The organism is Micromonospora echinofusca, from assembly GCF_900091445.1.
In the GTDB taxonomy this organism is placed as follows: Bacteria; Actinomycetota; Actinomycetes; order Mycobacteriales; family Micromonosporaceae; genus Micromonospora; species Micromonospora echinofusca.
The window spans coordinates 6,502,358-6,518,002 of sequence record NZ_LT607733.1; the positions used below are offsets into that span (position 1 = coordinate 6,502,358).

Sequence of the window (15,645 nt, forward strand, 5' to 3'; positions counted from 1 at the left end):
ACCGTCCTGTTTTCTATGAGGGGGTTCAGTAGGTCTCGACGTGCACGCTGGTCTCGCTCAGCGCCTCGACCACGAAGATCTGGGCGCCGACCGGGATCGGTCGGTCGGCGCGGGCGTTGAGCTTGACCGGCTGGCCGGCCACCCGGACCCGGACCTCGCCGTAGCCGTCGACGGGCACGGGGGTGACCACCAGGCCGAGCGCGCCGACCAGGTGGTGGCGGGTGGGGGTGGGATCGGTGCGCATGTCGCGGGCCGCCCGGCTCAGCCGGGCCGCGGCCCAGGCGGTGGGCACGGCCGCGACGACTCCGCCGGCCAGGGCCACGGCGATCATCCCGGGCGTACGCCCACCGACCAGCTCGTTGACGATCGCGGCGCCGAAGCCGAGCGCTCCGGTGAACCCGGCGACCGCCTCCACCGACACCGGACCGTCGAAGTCCGGGTTGCCGAAGTGGAGCAGCTCGCCGCCGAGCAGGGCGAGCGCCAGGACCGCGACGCCCGCGCCGCCGATGATGAGGAAGATCAGCGTCCCCGTGGCCACGACCTGCACGGTATCGGTGGCCCGCAAACGTCGGGCGGGGCGTCGGCGGCTCGGGCGGGAGACCAGGTCGGGGCGCGGGGGACAATGGCGGGATGCGCTGGACCGTGCTCGACTCCCCGATCGGCGAGTTCTCCGTCGCCACCGACGGGTTCCACGTGTGCCGGGCCCACTTCGGCCGGGCCCCCGCAGCGGCCGAGGAGCCGTACGACGAGGCGGCCCGGCAGGCGCTGGCGGAGCTGCGGGCGTACTTCGCCGGCGAGCTGACCGCCTTCACCGTGCCGCTGGCGGCGCCGGGCGGCTCCGACTTCGAGCGGGGCGTCTGGCGCGAGATGACCCTCATCCCGTACGGGGAGACGCTCACCTACGGCGAGGTGGCCCGGCGGCTGGGCGACCAGGGCGCGGCCCGCGCGGTCGGGGTGGCCTGCAACCGCAACCCGATCCCCGTGCTCGTGCCGTGTCACCGGATCGTCGGCGCGGGCGGCAAGCTGGTCGGCTTCGGCGGCGGCCTGGACCGCAAGGTGACGCTGCTGGAACTGGAGGCGGGGGTGGCCCTGCGGCGCGCCTGGTCCTGACGCGGCGTGAGACGGGCCCCTGCGCGTACGGCCGGGCAGGGTGGACGCGGCGAGGGCCGGGTCCACGGACCCGGCCCTCGGCGGTGCTGCTGTCGGCGCGTCAGCGCTCGGCGTCACCGGCGATGAACGCCTCCACGGCGGCGTGCGCGTCGTGGTCGGCGTACTGCACCGGCGGGGACTTCATGAAGTACGACGAGGCCGACAGGATCGGGCCGCCGATCTTCCGGTCCAGCGCGATCTTCGCGGCGCGGACGGCGTCGATGATGACGCCGGCCGAGTTCGGCGAGTCCCACACCTCGAGCTTGAGCTCGGCGTTGAGCGGGGTGTCGCCGAACGAGCGACCCTCCAGGCGGATGTACGCCCACTTGCGGTCGTCCAGCCACGGAACGTGGTCCGACGGGCCGATGTGCACGTCGCTCTTGCTCATCTCGTGCGGGATCTGGGAGGTGACCGACTGGGTCTTCGAGATCTTCTTCGAGACCAGGCGGTTGCGCTCCAGCATGTTCATGAAGTCCATGTTGCCGCCGAAGTTGAGCTGGTACGTGCGCAGCAGCTCGACGCCCCGGTCCTCGAACAGCTTCGCCAGCGCGCGGTGCACGATGGTGGCGCCGACCTGGCTCTTGATGTCGTCACCGACGATCGGCAGGCCCGCGTCCTCGAACTTCTTGGCCCACTCCGGGTCGGAGGCGATGAAGACCGGAAGCGCGTTGACGAACGCGCAGCCGGCGTCGATCGCGGCCTGGGCGTAGAACTTGTCGGCCTGCTCGGAGCCGACCGGCAGGTACGAGACCACGACGTCGACCTGCGCGTCGCGCAGCGCCTGGGCGACGTCGACCGGCTTGGCGTCGGACTCCTCGACGATCTCGCGGTAGTACTGGCCCAGACCGTCGAAGGTCGGACCGCGCTGGACGGTGACGCCGGTCGGCGGCACGTCGCAGAGCTTGATGGTGTTGTTCTCGCTGGCGACGATCGCCTCGGCGAGGTCCATGCCCACCTTCTTGGCGTCCACGTCGAACGCCGCGACGAACTGCACGTCCGAGACGTGGTAGTCGCCGAAGGTGACGTGCATGAGACCCGGGACGCGGTCGTTCGGGTCGGCGTTGCGGTAGTACTCCACGCCCTGCACGAGGGACGAGGCGCAGTTACCCACACCGACGATGGCGACGCGGACGGAGCCCATAGCGTCTGCCTCCTTCTTCTTCATCACGGCCGCTCATTCCTGGACTCTCCAGGCGGAGGCGGGCTGTTGTCTTCTCGTCGACCGCCGGCCGTCCCGGTTGACGGGATGGTCGGGGCACGGCCGGAGCGCTCGTTGGCGATGAGCTCCTCCAGCCAGCGGACCTCGCGCTCACAGGCGTCCAAGCCGTGGCGCTGCAGTTCCAGGGTGTAGGCGTCGAGGCGTTCGGCTGCCCGGCCGAGCACGTCGCGAAGTCCCTCGCGGCGTTCCTCGATCTTCCTCCGGCGACCCTCGAGGATGCGGAGTCGGGTCGCCTGGTCGGTCCGGGCGAAGAACGCGAAGTGCACGCCGAAGCCCGTGTCGTCGTACGTCTCCGGCCCGGTCTGTGCGATCAACTGGGCGAAGCGTTCCTTGCCCTCCGCGGTGATTTCGTAGACCACCCGGCCTCGCCGGCTGGTCAGCGCGGGAACCTCCTCGGTGGTGGCGGGTGCGTCGGCGGCCTCGGCGATCCACCCCGCCGCCTGGAGGCGGCGCAGGGTCGGGTAGAGCGAGCCGTAGCTGATCGCCGCCCTGATCGCACCGAGCTTGGCGGTCAGCTCCTTGCGCAGCTCATAGCCGTGCATCGGAGACTCCTGCAGGAGGCCGAGGATGGCGAGCTCGAGCACGGGCCATCCTCTCTGTACCCTCTACGCGGAGCGGTAACCGCCGCGATGTATCGGACCGATACATCGCACGCTAGCGGATCGCCGTGATCAGGGCAAACCCTCGTTTCCGCGGTTCCGTGGTCACGCATCGTCACCGTGGTCGCCCCGTCCGGCGAGACCGCGTACCCTTCTCCGCATGCGTACGCAGCGCCAGGTGGTCGACTACTCGCTCCGGAAGCGAGCGGTGCTGCGTGAACTCCTCGCGGGCAGGGTGGGCACGTACGACGTCTGCGACGCCTCGCCCTACCTGAAGAACGCCGCCCGCTTCCACGGTGAGCCGACCGACGAGCGGTGTCCGATCTGCCGGAGCGAGAACCTGACCCACGTCCACTACATTTACGGCGACGAACTCAAGCAGTCCGCCGGGCAGGCCCGGACACTGGCCGAGTTGCCGATGCTGGCGATGACGGTGCGTGAGTTCCAGGTCTTCGTGGTGGAGGTGTGTCTCGGCTGTGACTGGAACCATCTCGTCGAGCAGTACCTGCTCGGCCGGGACGGGCTGACCGGCAGCCCGGAGGGCGGGCCGGATCAGGACGCGGTGGGCGGCGTGGCCGCCACAGGCAACGGTGCGGGTGGTCGACGGAGGCGAGAGGCGCAACGGTGATCTTCGCTCGATCGGCCGACCCCGGCCGTACGCACGCCCGGGGAGACCGACGGATCGTTGGTCTGATTGGCCCGATTGATTCGCAAGTGGCACCGGTCGACCGGCACGTACGTGCCGCCCTCGACGGGTGTCCCATCTCACGGCAAACCGGTGGCGGCGCAGCCGCGTCCCACCGCGACGGCAGGGTGTGAGGAATGAACTCGTACGGCGATTCCAGTTCCCCGCGCGGGCGGGCCCAGATTCCGGGCCAGCACGGCGACCCCGGCGGTGACGCCCGCGGGGGCGGCTGGTCGGCTGCACAGGAGGGTACGGCACCCGCGGGCCGCGCTTCGGTAGCGCCCCGGGCCGCCGGTGCCGGGCGGGCCTCGGTCGGCGGCTCGGCGTCCGTGCCGCAGCGTGGCGCTCCGGCCTCCGGTTCGGCCTCGGCGGCCGTCCCGCCGCGAGGCGGCTCCGCCGCCGGTTCGGCCTCGGTGGGTTCCGCCTCCGTGGGGCGGGCGGGGCCGGGCCGGGCCTCCGTGCCCGTCTCGCCGGCACCGGCCGCCGGCCGGGCAGCCGGCGCGGGTCGCGCGTCGGTGCCGGTCTCCCCGGCCGCCAGCGGGTCGGCCGGTCGCGCCACGGTCGGTACGGCTGCCGTGGGCGCCGCCTCGGCCGGACGGGCCAGTGTCGGGTCGGCGGCCGTCGGTGGCGTGAGCGGCCGGGCCACGGCGCGGGCGAGCGTCTCGCCGGCCTCGGGTGGACCGGGTGGGCCCGGCGGGCCGACCGGCCCCGGCCGACGCGCGCGGGGAGCGGGCGACCCGGCCGGCGCGGCGCGGGCGAAGAAGCGCAAGCGGGTGAACCTGGTGATCGCCAGCTTCGCCGTCTTCATCATGCTCGCCGGGCTCGGCGTGGTCGGCTTCACCTACTACTCGACCAACGTCGTCCTCCCGGAGGAGGTCCCGCTGCCACTCTCCACCTCGGTCTACGCCAGCGATGGCAAGACCCTGGTGGCCCGGCTGGGCAACGAGAACCGCACCTTCGTCACGATCGATCAGATCCCTGAGCACGTCCAGCACGCCGTGGCGGCGGCCGAGGACCGCAACTTCTACAAGCACTCGGGCGTGGACTACAAGGGCATCGCGCGGGCGGCCTGGAACAACGTCAGTGGCGGCGACAAGCAGGGCGCCTCGACGATCACCCAGCAGTACGCCCGCAACGCGATCGAGAACCTGAAGGACGACACCTACGCCCGGAAGGTCAAGGAGGCGATCTTCGCCTCCAAGCTGAACGAGAAGTACACCAAGCCGCAGATCATGCAGCATTACCTCAACGTGATCTACTTCGGGCGCGGCGCGTACGGCATCGAGGCTGCCGCGCAGACCTACTTCCGCAAGCCGGCGATCAAGCTCACGGTCGCCGAGGGCGCGGTGCTCGCCTCGCTGATCAAGCAGCCCGTGCCCAGCACGACCCACAAGGGCTACGACCCCGCCGTCAACCCCGTTCAGGCCAAGGAGCGGTGGGAGTACGTGATCGGCGGCATGGTCGAGGAGGGCTGGCTGAACGCTGCGGAGCGGCCCACCGCGTACCCGGAGGTGCCGGCGCCGGCGAAGAACGGCAACGGGTTCGGTGTGGCGAGCCCTCGGGGCAACGTCGTCAACTACGTCCGCCAGGAGATGGAGAAGTGGGGCCTCTGCTCCGACTCGGGCGCGCCGGGCAAGCCGACCTGCGTCGACGAGCTGCGGACCGGCGGTTACAAGATCACGACCACGATCAACGCCAAGATGCAGACGGCGCTGGAGAAGGCGGCCCAGCCCGACCGGAAGGGGTCGGTGCTCTATGGGCAGCCGAAGAACCTGATGGCGGCGGTGGTCTCCATCGAGCCGAGGTCCGGCAAGGTGCTCGCCTACTACGGCGGTGACAGCGGCGCCGACTTCGACTACGCGGGCAAGAACGTCGACTCGAACGGTGACATCGTCGGTGGCCACCCGCCGGGCTCCTCCTTCAAGGTCTACACCCTGGCGGCGGCGATCGACGCCGGGATCTCAGTCAAGTCGCTCTGGGACGCCACCCCGTTCAAGCCGAAGGGCTCCGACACGGAGATCGGTAATGCCAACCGTGGCGCGGGCGTCTGCGGAAAGTCCTGCACGCTCCACGAGTCGACCGTCCGCTCGTACAACGTGCCCTTCTACTGGGTGACCGACAAGATCGGCGCCGCCAAGGTTGTCGACATGGCGAAGCGGGCCGGCGTGACCACCATGTGGACCGTCGATCCTCGCCAGGAGTACGACCTGGTCAAGACGCCGGCCGAGAAGATCGCTCCCTCGAAGTTCGACAACTGGACGGGTTTCGGCAAGTACCCGGTCACCGTTCTCGACCATGCGAACGGGCTCGCCACGTTGGCCAATGACGGCAAGTACAACAAGGCGTACTTCGTCAGCAAGGTGGAAAAGCAGAACAAGGCCACCGGTAAGTGGATGAAGGTGCCGGGCACCGGCGCGAAGCTCAACCCGCAGCAGCGCATCAAGAAGGAGGTCGCCGAGGAGGTGACCGCGGTGCTGAAGGAGATCCCGGAGAAGAACAACGCCGGACTGGACGGCAGGGACGCCGCCGGCAAGACCGGCACTTGGGAGCATGCCGGCACGCCTCGTAACGCGCACGCCTGGATGGTCGGCTACGACGACAATCTCGCCACTGCGGTCTGGGTCGGCAGTCGCGACAGTAGGAAGCCGACCATCGTTGACAAGAACAAGAAGGACATCGGCGGTAGCGGCTTCCCGGCCGAACTCTGGAAGCGATACATGGATGACGCCCTGAAGGGCGAAAAGAAGTCGGAGCTGCCGAGTGTCACCGGCATCGGTGACGACAAGGCTGGCAACGGCGAAGAGCCGCCGCCCCCGCCGCCCCCGTCGGGCCCGCCGAACTGCGGTCCACTCGAGCTGTTCTGCCCGCCGGGCGGTGGCAACAACGGCGGTGGCAACAACGGCGGTGGCAATCCTCCGGGCGGCCCGACCGCCCCCACCGCTCCCACCAACCCGACCGAACCGCGGCCGGGCGGCGGAGGCGGACTCCTACCGACCAGCACACCTCGTATACGGGACTGAGTTCCTCATCGCCGAAGGCCGCCGGACAATTGTCCGGCGGCCTTCGGCGATTTAGATCCCTACGGATTCGGTCATGCCGGATGACCTGTCCAGTCACCGACTCCCGAAGAGCGACCGATAGTCACGGGCTGGTCGCTGTGGTCACCGTGGATGCTCGTGCAACCGCTGCTCAGTACCAGGAGGTGCAGAGGGTTCCAGTGACTGGCCCATGGTTGGGCATGCAGGCGCGAGCTTGAAGATCGGCGTCGTTGAGCATTGCGGTGTAGTTGGTCCCGTAGTCTTCCTTGGTGAAACCGGCGGTCGCTCGATGGCTGCCGCTCAGATAACGGCTTTCGACGTAGAAGTAGGAAGCGCCCCACGTGGTGCGGGCCCATGCGGTACGGCACCGCGGACTGTATCGCAACTCGATTGACGCCGAAGAGGTTCTTTTGTCGTAGTTGGCGAGCGGGCTTGGCGTTATCGCATCGTCGGCGCAATAGTAGTAGCAGGTCGTGCAGCTGTTGTAATAGATGCGGTAAGAAGCCGGATTCTTGTAGTCGCACACCTGCCCACACCCGATGGCAGCCAGAGTGGCCGCATCGATGAAGGTGCTGTCTTCGGTGATCATTTCGGCCATCGTCAGCTGACCCGCTGTATCGCTCGGCATCGCTGGAGCGGCGGCGTTGGCAGGTGTGGGGGTCAGGCCCAGGGCCAGCCCCAGAGCTAGGGCAGCACCAAGGGCGTTGAGCAGTTTTCGCACGGACGGTTCCTTTCTTGCCTGACCGGGGCAGATCGACAGATCAGTACCAGCCGGTGCAGTAGAGGTCGTACGGCCCGCTCGGTTGGACGCAGGCGCGCGCCTGAAGGTCGGCGTCGTCCAGCATCACGGTGTAGTTGCCCACGTATTCGGTGACGGTCGTACGGTGGCTGCCGCTCAGGTATCGACTGTCCGCCTTGATGTACGAGTTCGCAGAGTAGTTGCTCTTGGCCCACGCAGTCCTGCAGCGAGGGCTGTACCGGATCATGATGGAGATGACCGGATCCTGATGCTTCAACTTGTCTACTGCGTCGTCCGCGCACTTGTAGTAGCAGTTCGAGCAGTCGTCGTAGAAGACTCGAAAACTGGCTGGATCCTTGTAGTCACACAGGGAACGACAGCCGTAGGTCGCCAGGGTGCCGGCGCTGATGAAGATTGCTTGATCGGGATCGGCGAGGGCGCTGACCACCTCTGGATTCCTGAGCGTGCGCTTGGTGAAGCCATCGTCGACCGCAGCGGTCGCAGTGGGCTTCTGCGCGCTGTCCGGGGCAGCGACCGCGGGCCCGGCTCCGACGCCCACGAGGGCGGTGGTCAGCATGGCCGCCGCGGCGGCCAGCCGAGCCAGTTTCAGTCCAACCGTCGATCTGTCCTTCATGTGCACGACCTTTCGGAACGGCGCCGCTCAGCGGAACGAGTGGCGCGGTGACTGAGCCGACTATCTGGGGCCGCGCCACCACCTCATCATCGCCGTGTCCCGCGTGCGTGGGATCCGGTAGGCCGAACGATGATCAGGAGGTGCCCGTGCCTTTAGGTTGAGCCGCGACCTGAATGGACCGGAGAGGACTGGACCATGGCCTGGTCAGGGGTGCGGAACGTGGTAGCGGTCGCCGCGCCTGCCCTTGGCGAGATGCTGGCCACCTTGCGGCTGCACGAAGGTGGGCCGTACGCCCAGCGGGACCGCGCACGAGGGCTGTCCCGGTCCTGACCGTTGCAGGGCAGCCGGATCACCTGATGGAGCACGCCGACTCAGTAGCTCGCGATGGCGTTGCTGAGTACTTTGAGAGCCTGCGTCGTCTCGGTCAGCGCACGGTGAATGGCCTCCGCGGCTTGGCGTTTCAGTTGAGCAGACTCATCCGCCTCGGCCACGTCGGCGCCGAGGAGCCGGCGGTGGAGATCGTGCACGCCGGTTCCGGCATTGATGCCGAGTTCGCGCGCCAACCGGAGCTTGAGTTGGTGCAGCACGTGCACCGCCTCGGCTGTCCGTGATCCCGCGTGCAGCGCCTCGGCGAGAGAGCAGTGCAGGCCTTCGTGGTAGGGATAGTGCTGTACCCAGGAGTAGAGGTCGGTCGTCATCGCACTGTGCCGCTGGCGGCTGAACTCCACAGCCACCACTGCCTCGATCGCCCTGAGTCGGGCCTCTTCCCACCTTACGATGTCGCCCCGCAAGGCCGGTGAGTCGATGCCCTGAATGGTCGAACCGCGCCACAGCGTCAGGCCGGCGTGCAGGAGGCTGGCTGCCCGGTCAAGCTGACCGGCGCATCGCGCCTGCTCCGCCTGAGTGCAGAGCTGCCGGAACCGGAGCCCGTCGATCTGTTTCTCGCTGACCTCGAGGGCGTAGCTGTTGCCGGTGCGGGTGATCCGTTGCCCGCCTGAGAGGAGCAGGGCCCGAAGCCTGCCCAATCGGTTCTGGATCTGTTGACGGGCGGTGCCAGGCGGATGATGGTCCCAGACCACATCGATGAGCCGCTCGACGGAGACAGGCTGATTGGAGTTGAGCAGGAGAGCCGCGAAGAGCTTCTGACTGCGCTCGCCCGATAGGTAGACTGATGCGGCCCCTGATCTAATGGTCAGTGGGCCTAGAAAATAGAATTCCAAGATGTATCCCCCGTGTTACGCCTGCTGCCCGACCCTCGTCGGGCCGTGCTCAGCATAGCCGGTACTCAATGTTCGTCAACATTGATCACTCGTTGACATAAGTGGCGAAAGTGGATACTTCGCATCTTTCGCAGGCGCTTCGAGGCTTGGATGTCACTATTCACCACGCAGGGACTACATTGTGTAGTTGTGGCACGGATCACGACGGCGCAAGGCTCAAGCTACCTATTTATTTGAGTACGACGCTCCGAATTGCTCGGGAAGGTGCGTCGTCCGACTGACTGCAAATTGGTGCAGGAATGGGAGTTCGGCGGCCGAAGGTACGCCTCTCTTGCGCCTGGGATCGAGGCTGGGACGCCTCCTCGCCCGACCGGCCGCAGGCAGTACCGGCGGCCCCGGGTGCGACGGCACCCGTAGCAAGGTTCTCGTGGGAGAGCGCGACATAGGGCAGGATGCCAATCCATGAGCACCCAGTCGACGCCCCGCAGCGACGGCACAGCCGCCAACGACCATCCGTCACGCTCGGATGGGTTCGTCCGCGGGGTGTCCGGCCTGATCGGGGGCCCGCTCGGTGATCACGCCGTCGCACTGGACCAACCCCCGGGGCGTGAGAGTCGATTCTGGACGGCGACCCGCATCGTCCTGGCCATGGTCTGCCTGACCCTGGCGTTGCACTGGGTGCAGAAGTCGCCCTGTCAGGACGGCGCCTGGCAGAACAACGTGCAGTACACCCGGTTCTGCTACACGGACGTGCTGGCGCTCTACTACGCCGAGCGGCTCAACGAGGGCGCGGTCCCCTACCAGGACCACCCCGTCGAGTACCCGGTGCTGACCGGGTACTTCATGGGTGCCCTCGGCCTGCCGGTGCACGCCATCGGCCAGGACGACCCGGGGCTCAACCAGGGCATGTGGTTCTACAACCTGAATGCCCTGGTGCTCGGCGCGCTGGCGGTGGCCACGGTGGCGGTGCTCCTCGCCCTGCGCCGCCGCCGACCCTGGGACGCGGCGCTCTTCGCACTCGCCCCCGCGCTGATGCTCACCGCCACGGTCAACTGGGACCTGCTCGCCATCGGTCTGGCCGCGTTCGGCCTGTTCGCCTGGGCGCGCAGGCGACCACTGGTGGCCGGTGTCCTGCTCGGTCTCGCCGGGGCGGCCAAGATGTGGCCGCTGTTCATCCTCGGCCCGATCCTGGTGTTGGCGCTGCGCGCCGGGCGGCTCCGCGCCGCCCTCACCGCCTTCGGCGCCGCACTGGTCTCCCTGGTGCTGGTGAACCTGCCGGTTGCCATTCCCTACCGGGAGAACTGGGACCGCTTCTTCGAGCTGAACTCGACCCGGCCCATCGACTGGGGCACCCTCTGGTACATCGGGCGCTACCTGGACGGCAAGTTCGGCAACGCCAACCCCGCCGACCTCGGGCCGTTCGAGTGGCTGAACATCAACATCCCGACCCTGAACACCTTGTCGTACGCCCTCTTCGGGCTGGCCTGCCTCGGGGTGGCCGCGCTGGGACTGCTGGCCCCGCGCCGGCCCCGGCTCGCCCAGCTAGCGTTCCTGGTGGTCGCCGCCTTCCTGATCTTCAGCAAGGTGTGGTCGCAGCAGTTCGTGCTCTGGCTGCTGCCGCTGGTGGTGCTCGCCCGCCCGAAGTGGGGCGCCTTCCTGGCCTGGCAGGTGGCCGAGGTCTGCTACTTCGTGGCCTTCTACGGCGAACTGCTCGGCGCGGCTACCAGCCGGCCGGTCTTCCCGGAGGGCGTCTTCGTGCTGGCCTCGACGCTGCGGCTGGCCACCGTGGTGGTGCTCTGCGTGTTGGTCGTCCGGGAGATCCTGCGACCGGAACTCGACCCGGTGCGGCGAACCTACGCCGACGACCCGGACGGCGGGCTGCTCGACGGCGCCCCCGACGCACCCTGGCTCGACCGCTGGCGACGCCGGTCCGTGGCGCCCGACGAGGGAGCCGCGACGAGCGCAGGGGCTCCGGCGCGAGGGCTGTCCACGTGAACGGCCCCCGCGCCGGAGGCCTACCGACAGGTGGCGCTCAGTAGCGTGCCGTGCAATACATGATCCGGCGGTTGCCGGCCTCGTAGTCCCACTCGGTGTCGTACTGGTAGAAGCACGCCCGTGCGGTCATGCCCTTGTCGTTGACCATCAGCGACCAGGAGCCCGACGATCCGGTGTCGTCGACCGTCATGCGCAGCGTCCCGTTGGAGTTGTAGCTCTGGACCAGTACTCCGGAGAGCCAGCCGAAGCTGCCGGTCTGCCGTGCCCACGCAGTTCGGCAGAACGGGCTGTACCGCAACTCGACGTAGGTCGCGCTGTACGGGGTCTCCACGTCGATGAAGTTGCACCGCATGGTCTTCCCGTCCACCGTCGCGAAGTAGGTGTCCGGGTCCTTGCGATCGCACACTGAGCCGCAGCCCGAGGTCGCCGCCATCGCCGGTGCCTGGAAGCCCATGACGATAGCGACTCCCATGGCCATCACCACCATGAGCCTGGAGCGCCACGAGTGCCTGTCGGGGCGTGCGCCGAGACGGGACATCTGAGTACGAGCCATTCTCTCTCCTCGCGAGGTAGGGCAACCATTCGAACGGGTCACGGCATAGGACCCGGGCTACGGGAGGAAAGTTTGAGGCGCCTTCTCATCGAGGTATCACCGCCACGTCATGGTGACAGTGCGGGTGGCGAGCTGGTCACCAGCGCCAGGGCGGTACCGTGAGCGGGGTGCGCCCGTCGGACTCCTGCGTCGTCTGCGGACTCGGCACCATCCATCTCCTGCCTTGTGCACGCTGCATGACCTGATCCCTTCGTAGAGATCGGTTGCGCCGCGACGTGCGGTATGTCGGCGGCGCCACCGGTGGCCCGCAGCATCGCCGGAGGCGCCATTACGCGATCACCGTCGCCACACCGCTGCACGCAGGGATGCCAGGCGATGGTGCGGAGGTGGGTCAGAGGCGGTAGACCACCACGTCGCCGATCTCCTCGCGGGTGATGCCGAGCCCGTCGACCGGCGCGTCGACGGTGATCTCCCACGGCGTGCCGGCGATGTGATCGCGCATCAGCAGCACGTTGCGGACACCGAGGACGCGCAGGTAGTCGACGCTGACCTGGTCGGGGAAGGAGAGCGTCACCCGGCGTACGTCATCGAGCTGCCGCGGCGTGAAGCCGCTCCCTCCGTTCACCACGTCCTGGAATCTGGTCGTGGACCAGAGCATCACCGGCTGATCGAGGCTCTGGTTGCTGGGCAGCACCAGCAGCGGCCCGTCCACGGTCCGCATCGCGGCCGGCTGGGGCGGCACGACCGGGTGCGGCGTGGAGTTCAACCCCTCGCCGATCACCAGCACCAGCGGCAGCAGCGTGGCCAGCCGCAGCCACGGGCTGGGCCAGGAGGGGATCCGCTCGGCGGAGATCTCCCGGACCCGGGTGGCGAACGCGCTGACCGCGCCCGCCGCGAGAAGCCCGAGCAGCAGCGTCGTCCAGAGCATCAGCCGCCCCGGCGTACGCAGGCCGTTCCAACCGGGCAGGTACTCGAACAGCGGCACGTAGGTGAAGGTGCCGTCGAAGAACCGGGTGCCCATGGCGAGCACCATCGTCACCACCACCCCGGCGAGCAGCAGCAGCCGGTGGCGCAGCTTCCACACCGAGAAGAAGAGGCCGCCGGCCGCGAGCGCGTAGAGCACGAAGCCGGGCAGCAGGGTCATCTCCGGGTGCCAGGGCAGCAACGCCCTCGCCCCCTCGTGCAGCCCGCCCCACACCCGCGACTCGGCGGGCGCGGTGAAGAAACCGCTCGCCGGCGGGGAGAAGATGGCGATGTCGCCGATGGAGCGCTTGGCGTTCGGGTGCGCCTCCGCCACCGTGAAGAACGGAATGGCCAGCAGCGCGCCGACGCCGGCGAAGAGCAGGCCGCCGACCAGGTCCGCGATCAGCAGCCGGCGGCCGAACGGGCGCTTGACCGGCCGGACGACCCACCGCCGCAGGAACCAGGTCACGGCCGCGACCAGCACGGTCCCGGCGAGGAAGTACGCGAACGGCAACCCGATGCCGAAGCCGAGACTGAGTTGCCAGGCCGCCACCAACCAGCCGGTGTAGACCCAGCCGTCGTGCCGGCGTTCCGGACGGTACCCGTGCCGCAGCGACCAGCCGTGTCCCCGGGCGAGCATGGCCAGCGCCAGTGGGATGCCGCCGTTCGAGATCACGTGCAGGTGCCCGGCCTGGGCCAGCAGCCACGGCGCGTACGCGAAGCTCACCCCGGCCACCGCGGAGCCGATCCGGCCCGCGCCGAGCTGCCGGGCCAGCGCGTACGCCCCGAGCGTGGCGAGCGCGTGGGCCAGCACGAACATGATGTTGTAGCGGAGCACGGCGGCCTCGGGGCCGGTGCCGAGCATGCCCGCGGGGGCGTACCCGAGCAGGGTGTCGGAGAAGGCGAAGCTCCACGGCTCGGGGAAGAAGGTGTTCGACTGCCACAGCTGCGCGGGGTTGGTCAGCAGGATGTGCCCCGACCAGGCCATCTGCCATGCCTGGAGGCTGGGGTCCCAGTAGTCCTGCGGCAGGGTGTGCCGCGGGTAGCGCAGGGTCGGCCAGGTCAGCAGCACCGCCAACGCCAGCGAGGCCAGCGCCGCGAGCGTCCACTCGTGCACCAGCAGGCGGCCGACCGCCCGGGTGGCGCGCCCGAGCCGGGACGGTACCGGTTCGGGCGCGGACGCGAAGGCCTCCCAACGGTCGGGCTTCCCGTCCTCGGCCTTACCGCTCCCGTCCTCGGCCTTACCGGTGGCAGCCTTGCCGCCGTCCCCACCCGCGCCCTCGGCACCGGTCGTACCGGCTGCGCCTGCCTTGCCGGTCGCATCCGTCCTGCCAGACACATCCGTCTTGCCGGTCACGTCCGTCTTGTCCGAGGCGCGGGTCTCGGCCTCTCTCTTGCCGGTCGTGCCTGCCATGGCGGCGTCCGCCTTGCCGGCGGCGTCCGCCTTGGCGTCCGTCCCGCCGGTCGCGCCAGCCTCGGCGCCGTCCTTGCCGGTCTTGCCGGCGGCGTCCGCTTTCCCGGCGATGCCGGCAGTGTCGGCGTTCCCGGCGATGCCGGCGGCGTCCGCTTTCCCGGCGATGCCGGCAGTGTCGGCGTTCCCGGCGATGCCGGCGGCGTCCGCCTTCCCGGCAGTGTCGGCGTTCCCGGCGATGCCGGCGGCGTCCGCCTTCCCGGCAGTGTCGGCGTTCCCGGCGGTGGCGTCGGGACGAGGGCTGCCGGCGGCGGACTGCTCGGTCGTCATGCCGCAGGGCTCCCCGCGCCCAGCCGGTCACGCAGGAAGGCGATGTCGGCACCCTGACCGTCGACCCCGCCGGGGGTTTCGACGATGACGGGTGCGCCGGCCGCGCGGATCACCGCCACCACCAGCTCCGGGTCGATCGTGCCGCCGTCGAGGTTGTCGTGCCGGTCCTGCCCGGAGTTGAACGCGCCCTTGGAGTTGTTGGCGTGCACCAGGTCGATCCGCCCGGTGATCGCCTTGATCCGGTCGACGAGGCCGAGCAGTTCCTCGCCGCCGGCGTGCGCGTGGCAGGTGTCCAGGCAGAAGCCCACCTCGTGGTCGCCCACGGCGTCCCAGAGACGGGCGAGTGCGTCGAGCCGCCGGGCGCAGGCGTTGTCGCCGCCGGCGGTGTTCTCGATCAGGACCGGCACGTCGAAGCCGCCGGAGTCCGCCGCGTACGCGAAGGTCTTGCGCCAGTTGTCGAAGCCGACGGCCAGGTCGTCGCCGGCGTTGACGTGCCCGCCGTGCACGATCAGTCCCTTCGCGCCGATGGCGGCGGCCGCCTTGGCGTGCCCGAGCAGCAGCTTGCGGCTGGGGATCCGGATCCGGTTGTTGAGGGTGGCGACGTTGATGACGTACGGCGCGTGCACGTAGAGGTCGACGTCCGCGGCCCGCAGCCGGTCCGCGTCCTCCCGCGGCTTCGGTGCCTTCCACCCCTGCGGGTCGGAGAGGAAGAACTGCACGGCCTCCGCCCCTCGGGCGGTCGCCTCCGCCATCGGGTCGGTCGAATCGACGTGGGCTCCGATACGCATGCAGGGGAGCCTACGTCGCGTCTCCGACAGCCGGGATGACGGCGGTGGCGGACTCGCCGGCCCCACGCGTCACCTCCCGGCACGGGCGGTCGTTGATGCGAGTGGGATCCACGGTTGCCGCAGCCGGCCCGGAACGGCCGCCGGTCGGCCGACCGGAGGTACGCGTGAAACCGCCCGTAAGGCAGGGGCACCCCCGTCCGCGCGGCCCGGCGCGGCGGGGGCCCGCCCTGACGGAAGCGGGCTCATCGGGAAATTTGTCGGAGAATTCCGCCATTTCCCCCGACAAGGGGCAAGAGCCGTTGTAACGTCAGGTAACAACACG

13 protein-coding genes are annotated in these 15,645 nt (G+C 69.2%); 4 read left to right on the forward strand and 9 right to left on the reverse strand.

Annotated elements, in window-relative coordinates:
* Positions 1-25: 25 nt before the first annotated feature.
* A complete protein-coding gene (locus GA0070610_RS28010) occupies positions 26-547 on the reverse strand; it encodes a hypothetical protein (RefSeq protein ID WP_231925836.1) in 522 nt (173 codons plus the stop codon).
* A gap of 83 nt (positions 548-630) precedes the next feature.
* Here GA0070610_RS28010 and GA0070610_RS28015 point away from each other — a divergent pair, with 83 nt between their 5' ends.
* Positions 631-1,110, forward strand: coding sequence for a methylated-DNA--[protein]-cysteine S-methyltransferase (locus GA0070610_RS28015; protein ID WP_089002813.1), 480 nt, complete (start codon positions 631-633; stop codon positions 1,108-1,110).
* 100 nt (positions 1,111-1,210) lie between these two features.
* Here GA0070610_RS28015 and GA0070610_RS28020 read toward each other — a convergent pair whose 3' ends face one another.
* On the reverse strand, positions 1,211-2,290 hold the full coding sequence (locus tag GA0070610_RS28020; protein WP_089002814.1) for an inositol-3-phosphate synthase: 1,080 nt from the start codon (positions 2,288-2,290) through the stop codon (positions 1,211-1,213).
* 23 nt (positions 2,291-2,313) lie between these two features.
* The gene (locus GA0070610_RS28025) at positions 2,314-2,952 is read right to left on the reverse strand and encodes a PadR family transcriptional regulator (protein ID WP_089002815.1); all 639 of its coding nucleotides are present in this window, start codon (positions 2,950-2,952) and stop codon (positions 2,314-2,316) included.
* 175 nt (positions 2,953-3,127) lie between these two features.
* Here GA0070610_RS28025 and GA0070610_RS28030 point away from each other — a divergent pair, with 175 nt between their 5' ends.
* Both GA0070610_RS28030 and GA0070610_RS28035 read left to right on the forward strand, forming a co-directional pair.
* Positions 3,128-3,595 (forward strand): DUF5318 domain-containing protein, encoded by a 468-nt coding sequence (locus tag GA0070610_RS28030; RefSeq protein ID WP_089002816.1) that lies wholly within the window; start codon positions 3,128-3,130, stop codon positions 3,593-3,595.
* A gap of 194 nt (positions 3,596-3,789) precedes the next feature.
* Positions 3,790-6,672, forward strand: coding sequence for a transglycosylase domain-containing protein (locus tag GA0070610_RS28035; protein ID WP_089002817.1), 2,883 nt, complete (start codon positions 3,790-3,792; stop codon positions 6,670-6,672).
* Positions 6,673-6,841: 169 nt separating this feature from the next.
* Here the strand turns inward: GA0070610_RS28035 and GA0070610_RS28040 are convergent, their stop codons facing one another.
* The 3 genes from GA0070610_RS28040 to GA0070610_RS28050 all read right to left on the reverse strand — a co-directional run bounded on the left by GA0070610_RS28040 (position 6,842) and on the right by GA0070610_RS28050 (position 9,283).
* Positions 6,842-7,411 (reverse strand): DUF2690 domain-containing protein, encoded by a 570-nt coding sequence (locus tag GA0070610_RS28040; protein ID WP_157747257.1) that lies wholly within the window; start codon positions 7,409-7,411, stop codon positions 6,842-6,844.
* Positions 7,412-7,451: 40 nt separating this feature from the next.
* On the reverse strand, positions 7,452-8,063 hold the full coding sequence (locus tag GA0070610_RS28045) for a DUF2690 domain-containing protein (protein WP_089002819.1): 612 nt from the start codon (positions 8,061-8,063) through the stop codon (positions 7,452-7,454).
* A 371-nt stretch (positions 8,064-8,434) separates the two neighbouring features.
* Positions 8,435-9,283 (reverse strand): AfsR/SARP family transcriptional regulator, encoded by an 849-nt coding sequence (locus GA0070610_RS28050; protein ID WP_089002820.1) that lies wholly within the window; start codon positions 9,281-9,283, stop codon positions 8,435-8,437.
* 462 nt (positions 9,284-9,745) lie between these two features.
* On the opposite strand from GA0070610_RS28050, the gene GA0070610_RS28055 reads away from it, so the two are divergent.
* On the forward strand, positions 9,746-11,278 hold the full coding sequence (locus GA0070610_RS28055) for a glycosyltransferase family 87 protein (protein ID WP_089002821.1): 1,533 nt from the start codon (positions 9,746-9,748) through the stop codon (positions 11,276-11,278).
* A 37-nt stretch (positions 11,279-11,315) separates the two neighbouring features.
* On the opposite strand, the gene GA0070610_RS28060 is transcribed toward GA0070610_RS28055, so the two are convergent.
* The 3 genes from GA0070610_RS28060 to GA0070610_RS28070 all read right to left on the reverse strand — a co-directional run bounded on the left by GA0070610_RS28060 (position 11,316) and on the right by GA0070610_RS28070 (position 15,323).
* Positions 11,316-11,750, reverse strand: coding sequence for a DUF2690 domain-containing protein (locus tag GA0070610_RS28060; protein WP_157747258.1), 435 nt, complete (start codon positions 11,748-11,750; stop codon positions 11,316-11,318).
* A 472-nt stretch (positions 11,751-12,222) separates the two neighbouring features.
* Positions 12,223-14,535 (reverse strand): hypothetical protein, encoded by a 2,313-nt coding sequence (locus GA0070610_RS28065; RefSeq protein WP_089002823.1) that lies wholly within the window; start codon positions 14,533-14,535, stop codon positions 12,223-12,225.
* Positions 14,532-15,323 (reverse strand): deoxyribonuclease IV, encoded by a 792-nt coding sequence (locus tag GA0070610_RS28070; protein WP_089002824.1) that lies wholly within the window; start codon positions 15,321-15,323, stop codon positions 14,532-14,534. Before GA0070610_RS28070 ends, GA0070610_RS28065 begins: the two co-directional genes overlap by 4 nt.
* Positions 15,324-15,645 lie beyond the last annotated feature (322 nt).